Origin of the sequence: uncultured Planktosalinus sp. (genome assembly GCF_963973675.1) — a bacterium.
In the GTDB taxonomy this organism is placed as follows: Bacteria; Bacteroidota; Bacteroidia; order Flavobacteriales; family Flavobacteriaceae; genus Planktosalinus.
The window spans coordinates 1-9,950 of sequence record NZ_CAXBAN010000048.1; the positions used below are offsets into that span (position 1 = coordinate 1).

Consider the following 9,950-nt stretch of genomic DNA (forward strand, 5'->3'; position numbering starts at 1 on the left):
AAACCCCCATAGGTCGCTCAAGCCGATCCAATCCTGTTACATATATCAAAGCCTATGATGATATCAGGAGTTTATTTGCATCACAAAAACTATCAAAAATTCGTAATTTCCAACCCAAACACTTTTCTTTCAATGTAGATGGTGGCCGATGTGAAGTCTGTAAAGGTGAAGGTGAAGTGACCATCGAAATGCAGTTTATGGCCGATGTTCACTTAGAATGTGAAGCCTGCAATGGCAAACGATTTAAAAAGGAAGTGCTCGAAGTGCAGTTTCAGGAAAAAAACATAGATGATATCCTCACAATGACCATCGATGTAGCTATCGATTTTTTTAAACTTCACAACGAAACAAAAGTGTATTCAAAATTAAAACCATTACAAGACGTTGGTTTGGGCTATGTACAGTTAGGTCAAAGCTCCTCAACACTCTCCGGGGGTGAGGCGCAGCGCATTAAACTAGCATCATTTCTTGTAAAAGGTGAAACCAAAGACAAAGTGCTTTTTATTTTTGATGAACCAACTACTGGCCTCCATTTTCACGACATAAAAAAACTACTCAAGTCTTTTGAAGCCCTTATTGATAAAGGACATTCTGTGATTGTAGTTGAACATAACATAGACTTAATCAAATGTGCTGACTTTATCATTGATTTAGGACCTAAAGGGGGTGAAAATGGCGGTGAACTTATATGTGCAGGTACTCCGGAAGAATTAATAAAAAATATTAATTCATTTACAGGTCAATATTTAAGAAAAAAACTTTAGGAAATTTTAAAAAGCATTTTAAAAGACACTATCCAATAATGCGCATTAAATAATGTATTGAGGTTTTAAAAAGAAGTCATCAATTAATTATTCGCTTCCTTGTTGCCAGATTTACTATTAGTTGCTTGGACTTCTTCCTTTTGAAACAATTTAATATAAGCATGCCCTAAAAAATCTATTAAATCTCCGGCTATCATCGCATTAAACCCTTGGTGTTGTGAAGCTAGGTCGCCTGCACTGCCATGTAAATAAACTCCAAAACAAGCAGCTTTCAAAGCATCATAGCCTTGAGCGAGAAGTCCGCAAATAATTCCTGTAAGCACATCTCCACTGCCCGCTGTAGCCATACCGGGGTTTCCTGTAGTATTGATGTACAGGTTATCGTGATATATGGTAATTGTATGCGCTCCTTTTATAACCACGATTCCGTCTATTGTTTTTGAAAGAGCTTTAGTTTTTTCAAGTTTTTCAAAATCATTCTTCCAGTTTCCTACCAATCGTTCTAATTCTCCGGGGTGGGGTGTTAAAACACTATTTTTAGGAATTAATTTCAGTAATTCTTTGTTTGCTGACAAAAGGTTAAGCCCGTCTGCATCAACAACCAAAGGAGTGTTATTACTTTTCAAAAAGGCTTCAAAACCACGTTCAGTGGTTTTATCAGTACCTAAGCCTACTCCCACTCCTATTACATTATAGGCATCAACAACTGTAAATTGTATATGTTTATCTCTTTCTGCATCAGTTATGACCATAGCCTCTGGTACTGCTATTTGTAAGATTTCATAACCGCAGGCAGGAACATAGGCCGTTAACTTTCCAGCACCTGTTCTCAAGCCGGCTTTTACTGCCAAGGTAACAGCACCCATTTTTCCATAACTTCCACCCAAAATAAGTGCATGGCCAAAAGTGCCTTTATGTGAAAACTTATGACGAGTTTGGTACATTTTTTGGGCAGTTTCCCTTGTAATTAGCAAGGCTTTTGTGGGAGTTTCTGTAAGGTATTTTCTATCCAAACCAATGTCAAGCACTTGAATGCTGTTTGAAAAAGGACTTGTTTCCGGTAAAAAAAAGGGCAACTTAGGGGCTTGAAATGTTAATGTCACCGAAGCTTTAATAACTGCTTCCAAATCAGTTGTAGCAGTATCAATAAACATCCCGCTGGGAACATCAACAGCCAGAGTAAACACCTTTGATTGATTGATGTGTAATACTAGCTCCTTGACCCAGGTATCCAAAGGTCGATTCAACCCAATACCAAATAGGGCATCAACCAACAAAGCTTGTGGAGGTATTTCAGGAAAATCAGATGGTGATTTTATAAATTTCGGCCAGTTTTTGGTGGTATTTTTATAACGGTCATAATTAATCAAAAAACACTTTGAGCGATTCTCACTGTAATTGACTATGAAACTGTGAACATCATAGCCCTTGTTGAGTAACATACGTCCTACTGCCAGTCCATCACCTCCATTGTTGCCAATTCCGCAAAATATATAAATAGGCAACTGCTGACCTTTCAATTGATTGTCAATCCACTGAAAAACATAACCAGCAGCACGTTCCATTAAGTCTATGGGGGCAATCCCTTCATTTTCTTCAGTGGTTCGATCTGCTTCTTTTAGTTGCTTAGCTGTAAAAACTTTCATGGGATAACAGGTATTAACCTATAAAATCAATATTTTTTTAGGTATCAAATAATATAAGTGAATTCAAAATGAAGCATAAATCCCAAGTGGAAGAGTTCTACACTTATTCTTTCATCGCTTCAGTAACTGCAGCTGAAAGACGTTTATAAGTTCCGTTTTGTAATCGCTCTCTTATCGTAGAAAAAGCTTCCAAGGTTTGTTGTATATCATCTAAAGTATGAGACGCAGTAGGAATCATGCGCAACAAGATCAACCCCTTAGGAATTACCGGATACACCACTATTGAACAGAATATTTTATAGTTTTCACGTAAGTCTTTGACCAACGCCATCGCTTCGGGGATACTTCCCTGCAAATAAACCGGGGTTACACAGCTTTGAGTAGTACCCAAGTCAAACCCTCTTTCGCGTAAACCGCCTTGTAGAGCATGTACATTATCCCAAAGTTTTTGCTTTAACTCAGGCATAGTACGCAACATCTCTAAACGTTTTAACGCCCCCTCTACCAATACCATTTGCAGTGATTTGGCAAACATTTGTGAACGTAAATTATATTTTAAATAATTAATAATTTCTTCATCAGCAGCGATGAATGCACCCGTACTGGCCATCGATTTGGCAAAAGTGGCAAAATACACGTCTATTCCATCCTGAACACCTTGCTCTTCTCCAGCTCCTGCACCAGTGGTCCCCAAAGTTCCAAAACCATGGGCATCATCTACAAAAAACCGGAAGTTATATTTTTTCTTTAAAGCTACGATTTCTTTCAATTTACCCTGTTCACCTCGCATTCCAAAAACACCTTCTGATATCAGCAGGATACCACCTCCTGTCTTTTCAGCAACTTTGGTAGCACGTTGTAGGTTCTTTTCGATACTATCCATGTCGTTGTGTTTGTAGGTAAATCGTTGTCCTAAATGAAGACGCACACCGTCTATGATACACGCATGTGCATCAACATCATACACAATGACATCATCTTTGGAAACTAGGGCGTCTATAGTAGAAACCATTCCCTGGTAACCAAAGTTAAGTAGGTATGCTGCTTCTTTCTTCACAAAAGCGGCCAACTCATTTTGTAATTTTTCATGTAAATCAGTGTGACCACTCATCATTCGAGCACCCATTGGGTAAGCAGACCCCCACTTCATGGCTGCTTCAGCATCTACTTTTCTTATTTCAGGATGATTGGCTAGGCCCAGGTAATCATTGATGCTCCAGGTGATGACCTCTTCACCTTTAAATTTCATTCGGTTGGAAATCGGCCCTTCTAGTTTTGGGAATACAAAATAACCTTCTGCCTGCTCAGCCCATTTTCCTAAAGGCCCTTTATCTTTGTAGATTTTATCAAATAAATCTCTCATATGTTGTTAGTGAATTTATAGCACAAAATTAATTAATTTAATTGGCTTTACAATTTTTAGAGTAATCATAAATTGATTGAAAACAAAAAAACCACCACAATTTACGTGATGGTTTTCAATTAAAAAAATGTTTTTATCTTATTTGATGTATTCTATCGTTTCCTTTGCTTCAATATGTTGGCTATCAAAAAAGCCTTGTTCATTCATCCAATCGTCACTGTAAACTTTACTCATATAGCGTGAACCGTGATCAGGAAAAATGATTACTACTTTACTGTTTGAATCAAACTCTCCTTGTTCAGCAAGTTGTTTTACACCTTGCATAGCTGCACCGCTGGTATAACCAACAAACAAACCTTCTGTTCGTGCAATTTCACGTGCAGTATGCGCACTGGCTTCATCGGTTACTTTCACAAATTGATCAATTACATCAAAATCAGTAGCGGTCGGGATTAAGTTTTTTCCAAGCCCTTCTATGCGGTAAGGATAAATTTCTTCAGCATCAAACTCTCTGGTTTCATGATATTTTTGTAGCACCGATCCATAAGCATCAATACCTATTACTTTAATTGTTGGGTTTTTAGACTTTAAAAACCTGGCGGCTCCTGAAATTGTGCCCCCTGTACCACTACAGGCTATCAAATGAGTAATTTGCCCTTCGGTTTGTTCCCATATTTCAGGACCAGTTGTATTGAAATGTGCATCAATATTGAGTTCATTAAAATATTGATTGATATATACAGAACCTTTTATTTCTTCATGTAAGCGTTTAGCAACCTGATAATATGAACGTGAATCATCAGCAGAAACATTGGCTGGACAAACATAGACTTTGGCACCCATTGATTTCAACATGTCAATTTTATCTTTTGAAGACTTTGAACTGACCGCCAAAATACACTCATACCCCTTTATCACACTTACCATTGCTATACTAAAACCTGTATTTCCACTGGTGGTTTCTATGATGGTGTCACCGGGCTTTAAAATACCTTTACGCTCGGCTTCTTCAATAATATAAAGTGCTATTCTGTCTTTTGTGGAGTGTCCTGGGTTAAATGCTTCAACTTTTGCTAGGAAAGCTCCGTTCAGGGATTTTGTAATGTTATTTAAGCGAATTAAAGGAGTATTTCCGATGAGCTCTAAAACACTACTATAAGCTTTTAAATCTTGTTTCATAAATTAATATTTGATTAAGAAACAAATGGAGTTTTAATAATTAAAATAACTCCATTACTATTGCAAAACTTTGCAAATTTAAGTTTTTTTTTTCAATTACTCTGTGATTCCCTCTAGGTCTAATAAAAAGGCATAGTCCATAGCAACCTCCTTTAGGGCTTCAAAGCGGCCTGAAGCCCCTCCATGTCCTGCATCCATATTGGTTTTAAACAACAATATATTACTGTCTGTTTTTAGTTCACGTAATTTAGCAACCCATTTTGCAGGTTCCCAATATTGCACTTGTGAATCGTGTAAGCCTGTAGTAACCAATGTATTTGGATAGAACTTTGCTTCAACATTATCATAAGGTGAATAAGATTTCATATAAAAATAATATTCTTCTTCATTGGGATTCCCCCACTCGTCATATTCACCTGTGGTTAAGGGAATGGAGTCGTCCAACATGGTAGTAACAACATCCACAAAAGGAACGGCGGCTACAACTCCGTTATAAAGTTCCGGTGCCATATTCATTACAGCACCAACAAGCAATCCTCCAGCTGAACCTCCCATAGCATATAAATGCTCAGAAGATGTGTAGCCTTCAGCTATAAGGTGTTTTGAAACATCAATAAAATCAGTAAATGTGTTTTTCTTTTTTAATAATTTACCATTTTCATACCAGTCTCTTCCTAAATACTCACCACCCCTGATATGAGCAATGGCAAAAATAAATCCCCTATCAAGCAAACTCAGACGTGTTGTCGAAAAATAAGGGTCTATTGTTGAACCATAAGAACCATAACCATATTGCAACAGCGGATTGCTACTATCTTTTTCAATACCTTTTTTGTACACTATCGATACAGGTACTTTTGTACCATCTGCTGCGGTAGCCCAAATGCGTTCAGAAGTATAATTCTCTTTGTTAAACCCGCCTCCTAGAACTTCCTGTTCTTTCATAATGGTTTGTTCTTGAGTTTTCATATTGAAATCAATCACAGCTGCAGGTTGTGTCAGACCATTATAACCATATCGTAGTATTTCTGTGTCAAACTCTAAATTCTGTGTAGTATATGCTGTATAAGTTTCATTATCAAATGGCAAATAATAAGCGTCACTTCCATCCCAACGCTGAATATGAATTTTATTCAAGCCATTGGAACGTTCACTCACAACCAAATAATCTTTAAACAACTCAAAGTCTTCCAGTAATACATCTTTACGGTGAGGAATCACCTCCTCCCACTTTTCTGAATCAGTTGAGGAGACCGGCGTTTTCATCAACTTAAAATTACTAGCCTGGTCTTTATTAGTTAAAATGTAAAAGTGATCCTCAAAATGGGCAATATTATACTCCACACCTCTTTCTCTAGGGCTAAAAATTTTAAACTCAGCCTTAGGAGTCTCTGCATCCACAGTTCGGAACTCGGTTGTAAGCGTACTGGCAGATCCAATGACAATAAAGGCATCAGATTTGGTTTTATATACAAAGGTTCTGAAGGTTTCGTCTTCTTCGTGAAATACCTCAACATCTTCCCCCGGGTTAGTACCTAAAGTATGTCTGTAAATTTTATCTGATCGCAATGTCTGAGGATCTTTTCGGGTGTAAAAAAGTGTTTTATTGTCATTAGCCCAGGTAGAACCACCTGTGGTCAATTCAATTTTTTGTGGATAAATCTCACCGGTTTCTAGATTTTTAATCTGAATCGTGTAGTTTCTACGGCTAACCGTATCAATGGCAAAGGCAGCCAGTTTGTTATCCTTACTTACATTAATGCCCGCAAGGTGAAAATAAGAATGTCCTGCAGCCATCTCGTTTCCATCAAACATTATTTCTTCTTCCGCATCTAATGAACCCTTTTTTCGGGTAAAAATTGGGTAATCTTTTCCGGTTTCATAACGGGTGATGTAATAATACCCATTATATAAATAAGGTACTGAAGAATCGTCTTCCTTAATTCGAGCCTTCATTTCCTCAAATAAATCCTTTTGAAATTCGGTGGTATGGGAAGTCATTTTTTCATAATAATCATTTTCCCGCTCCAGATAATCTATTACTTCCGGATTCGCTCTATCGTTCATCCAGTAATAATTATCAATTCTTACATCTCCATGGATTTCTAAATGCTTTTCAATTTTTTGGGCAATAGGGGGTGTGGGATTCATTTGTTCGTCTTGTGGTTGTTCTTTTTTACACGAAGTGGCAAAAATAATACATAACAAACAAAGGGAAGTGTAAATTTTCATGAGATTTTAGTTATTTAATAACAAGCTAATTTAATAATTTTGTGCTTCACTTTTAAAAAATTTTTATAATTATGTTTGGAGACCTGATGGGAATGATGGGTAAATTGAAAGAAACCCAAAAAAAAGTTGAAGAAACAAAAAAACGTCTGGATACTGTAATGGTTGACGAAAAAAGCCATGACGGAATGCTGCAAGTCACCCTGACTGCCAACCGTGAAATTAAAAACATTCAAATTCACGAAAGTCTGTTGCAAGAGAAGGAACAACTGGAAGATTATCTGGTATTAACCCTCAATAAAGCCATAGCAAAAGCAACTTCAATACATGAAACCGAACTGGCAGCTGTTGCAAAAGATGGTATGCCTAACATTCCGGGTATGGAAGGGATGTTTAAGTAATTGCTATGCTCAAATCTCTACTTTCAAAATACAACATTATACTTGCCACTGGTTCACCCCGAAGACAGCAGTTTTTCAGGGAGTTGGAAATCCCGTTTACACTTCAGCTTAAACCTGTTAATGAGGTATTTCCCGATCATTTAAAAGGAAAAGAAATTGCAGAATACCTTTCGATGCTTAAAGCTTCAGAATTTACTACCCTTAAGGAAAAGGACCTTCTCATAACAGGAGACACTATAGTTGTGAAAGATGAACAGTGTCTGGGTAAACCAACAAATACTGAAGAAGCGCACAAAATGCTCCGCTTACTTTCCGACACTCACCACGAAGTCATTTCATCAGTTTGTTTTACAACTACTAAAAACAAAATAATAGTTAGCGACATAACAAAAGTCTGGTTCAAAAATCTAAGCGACCGGGAAATTAATTATTACATCCAAAACTACCAACCCTTTGACAAAGCCGGTGCCTATGGAATCCAGGAATGGATTGGTGCTGTTAGTGTGACAAAAATTGAAGGTTCTTACAACACTGTAATGGGCTTACCTACACACCTTGTTTATAAAACGTTAATAGAATTTGGTACTCAATGAAATAATAGTATTTTTAGCTAAATATTTTGAGTTATGAAATTTAGTTGCTCTCTTTTTTTGGTTTTCTTAGCTCTTTCTGTAATTGCGTGTCAGGATACTCAAGTTAAAAGGCCAGTCCAGAATGAAATTTCAAAAAGAACCTTGTCGGAAGACTTTAAAAATTATTGGTACAATGGTCTGGCAGAAATTACTTCATACACACTGGAGCAGGAACGCTATGGCGAAATTAGAGATGCTGAAGCCGTTCTAATATATGTAACCGAGGATTTCTTACCGGAAATTCAGGTTAAAGCTGACCACCCGTCTGATTCCACAAAAAGTGTTTTAAAACTAAATCAAACTAAAAAATTCTTCACCGGCATTTATTCTTATTCAATAATGAACAGTGTGTTCTACCCTTTAGAAGAAAAAAATCATGCACTTAAAGTTACCACTTCTGTCCAGGAATGGTGCGGACATGTTTATGCACAATTGAACAACCGAGACTCCTTTAAAATAAAGTCACACTCCTACTTTGAAAGCGAAGCCGATCAGAAATTTGAATTCCAAAAAACAGTTCTCGAAGACGAACTTTGGACACAAGTAAGAGTAAACCCTGAAGATTTGCCTTCAGGTGAACTACTTATAATCCCCTCTTTTGAATTTATAAGATTAAAACATAAGGAGCTAAAACCCTACAACGCTATCGCTACAACACAAACACAGGATTCAATTCACAGCTTTAAAGTAGAATACCCTAGTCTAAATCGTTCTCTTACCATTTGGTATGAACCCGATTTCCCTTATCACATTATAAAATGGGAAGAACAATCAAGTAAACACATTACCAAAGCCACCAAAAAGAAACAGCTAAGAACCGATTATTGGTCAAAAAACACAAATGCTGACAGTCATTTAAGAGATTCATTGCAACTAAACTTTAGCCTATGACGATTGAAGAATTACTACCCAAATTTATTTATTCGGGTATAAGTATTTTTATAATTTTTCTACTTAGAAGCCTTGTCATAAGGCTGGTGAAACGTTATGCAAAAATTCATGAAAGACTACAGCATCGCACCAACTTAATTATAAAATACTTTGACTTTGCTTTTATTTTCATTCTTGTATTTTGGATCATATTGATTTGGGGTGTTAAGTTTAGCGATGTAGGATTGGTATTTTCTTCAATGTTTGCGGTTATAGGAGTTGCATTGTTTGCTCAGTGGTCTATCTTAAGTAACATTACCAGTGGAATCATTATGTTTTTTACATTCCCATATAAAATTGGCGACCACATTAAAATTCACGATAAAGATTTTATCCCTGAAGTACTTATCATCGAAGATATCAAAACATTTCACATAATTTTAAAAAGTGAAAACGGTAATGTCCATTCTTACCCCAATAACTTGATTTTACAAAAAGGGGTCTCTATGGTTACGGATGCCTATATAAACGATGAACACGATGAAAATGAAAATAAAAACCTCTCAAAAATTCACGATTAAAAACAAAAACATGCGCAAACGTTGTTTAATTATACTTTTCATTTTTATTGGCATACTCTCTCTTAAAGCCCAACAACCCGATAAACCTTCTACATCAGAAATTTATGAGTCCATTAAAAAATTGAATTTTCTGGGGTCAGTTTTATATGTAGCTGCCCATCCTGACGATGAAAACACGCGACTTATTTCACATTTAGCCAATGAAGTAAAGGCTCGAACAGCATACATTTCCATAACAAGAGGTGATGGTGGCCAAAATTTAATTGGAAAAGAATTAGGCCCATT

Annotated in this window: 9 protein-coding genes and 1 pseudogene; 6 read left to right on the forward strand and 4 right to left on the reverse strand. The window is 36.7% G+C overall.

Going from position 1 to position 9,950, the window contains the following annotated elements:
* Positions 1 to 764 (forward strand): ATP-binding cassette domain-containing protein (locus tag AACY61_RS03205; RefSeq protein ID WP_339610118.1); only part of this gene is annotated, 764 nt, incomplete at its 5' end.
* An 83-nt stretch (positions 765 to 847) separates the two neighbouring features.
* Here the strand turns inward: AACY61_RS03205 and AACY61_RS03210 are convergent.
* The 4 genes from AACY61_RS03210 to AACY61_RS03225 all read right to left on the reverse strand — a co-directional run bounded on the left by AACY61_RS03210 (position 848) and on the right by AACY61_RS03225 (position 7,184).
* Positions 848 to 2,410 (reverse strand): NAD(P)H-hydrate dehydratase, encoded by a 1,563-nt coding sequence (locus AACY61_RS03210; RefSeq protein WP_339610120.1) that lies wholly within the window; start codon positions 2,408 to 2,410, stop codon positions 848 to 850.
* Positions 2,411 to 2,513: 103 nt separating this feature from the next.
* Positions 2,514 to 3,773 (reverse strand): aminotransferase class I/II-fold pyridoxal phosphate-dependent enzyme, encoded by a 1,260-nt coding sequence (locus AACY61_RS03215; RefSeq protein WP_339610122.1) that lies wholly within the window; start codon positions 3,771 to 3,773, stop codon positions 2,514 to 2,516.
* A 138-nt stretch (positions 3,774 to 3,911) separates the two neighbouring features.
* A complete protein-coding gene (locus AACY61_RS03220; RefSeq protein ID WP_339610124.1) occupies positions 3,912 to 4,952 on the reverse strand; it encodes a cysteine synthase family protein in 1,041 nt (346 codons plus the stop codon).
* 96 nt (positions 4,953 to 5,048) lie between these two features.
* Complete coding sequence (locus AACY61_RS03225) at positions 5,049 to 7,184, reverse strand: S9 family peptidase (protein ID WP_339610126.1); 2,136 nt, start codon at positions 7,182 to 7,184, stop codon at positions 5,049 to 5,051.
* Positions 7,185 to 7,255: 71 nt separating this feature from the next.
* On the opposite strand from AACY61_RS03225, the gene AACY61_RS03230 reads away from it, so the two are divergent.
* From AACY61_RS03230 to AACY61_RS03250, 5 genes and pseudogenes are all read left to right on the forward strand, one after another.
* Positions 7,256 to 7,582, forward strand: coding sequence for a YbaB/EbfC family nucleoid-associated protein (locus AACY61_RS03230; protein ID WP_339610128.1), 327 nt, complete (start codon positions 7,256 to 7,258; stop codon positions 7,580 to 7,582).
* A 5-nt stretch (positions 7,583 to 7,587) separates the two neighbouring features.
* Positions 7,588 to 8,175, forward strand: a complete 588-nt coding sequence (locus AACY61_RS03235; protein WP_339610130.1) for a Maf family nucleotide pyrophosphatase — start codon at positions 7,588 to 7,590, stop codon at positions 8,173 to 8,175.
* Positions 8,176 to 8,316: 141 nt separating this feature from the next.
* Positions 8,317 to 9,105 carry a septum formation inhibitor Maf gene (locus AACY61_RS03240; protein ID WP_339610132.1) on the forward strand — a complete coding sequence of 263 codons (789 nt, stop codon included), beginning with the start codon at positions 8,317 to 8,319 and terminating at the stop codon, positions 9,103 to 9,105.
* Positions 9,102 to 9,665, forward strand: coding sequence for a mechanosensitive ion channel domain-containing protein (locus tag AACY61_RS03245; RefSeq protein WP_339610134.1), 564 nt, complete (start codon positions 9,102 to 9,104; stop codon positions 9,663 to 9,665). The genes AACY61_RS03240 and AACY61_RS03245 overlap by 4 nt, the downstream gene beginning before the upstream one ends.
* A gap of 10 nt (positions 9,666 to 9,675) precedes the next feature.
* A pseudogene (locus AACY61_RS03250) lies at positions 9,676 to 9,950 on the forward strand (LmbE family protein); the annotation flags it as partial.

What these genes read in the sequence shown, in the direction of transcription:
- AACY61_RS03210 (WP_339610120.1), bottom strand. Translation starts at nt 2,410, where the DNA reads ATGAAAGTTTTTACAGCTAAGCAACTAAAAGAAGCAGATCGAACCACT.
- AACY61_RS03215 (WP_339610122.1), bottom strand. Translation starts at nt 3,773, where the DNA reads ATGAGAGATTTATTTGATAAAATCTACAAAGATAAAGGGCCTTTAGGA.
- AACY61_RS03220 (WP_339610124.1), bottom strand. Translation starts at nt 4,952, where the DNA reads ATGAAACAAGATTTAAAAGCTTATAGTAGTGTTTTAGAGCTCATCGGA.
- AACY61_RS03225 (WP_339610126.1), bottom strand. Translation starts at nt 7,184, where the DNA reads ATGAAAATTTACACTTCCCTTTGTTTGTTATGTATTATTTTTGCCACT.
- AACY61_RS03230 (WP_339610128.1), top strand. Translation starts at nt 7,256, where the DNA reads ATGTTTGGAGACCTGATGGGAATGATGGGTAAATTGAAAGAAACCCAA.
- AACY61_RS03235 (WP_339610130.1), top strand. Translation starts at nt 7,588, where the DNA reads ATGCTCAAATCTCTACTTTCAAAATACAACATTATACTTGCCACTGGT.
- AACY61_RS03245 (WP_339610134.1), top strand. Translation starts at nt 9,102, where the DNA reads ATGACGATTGAAGAATTACTACCCAAATTTATTTATTCGGGTATAAGT.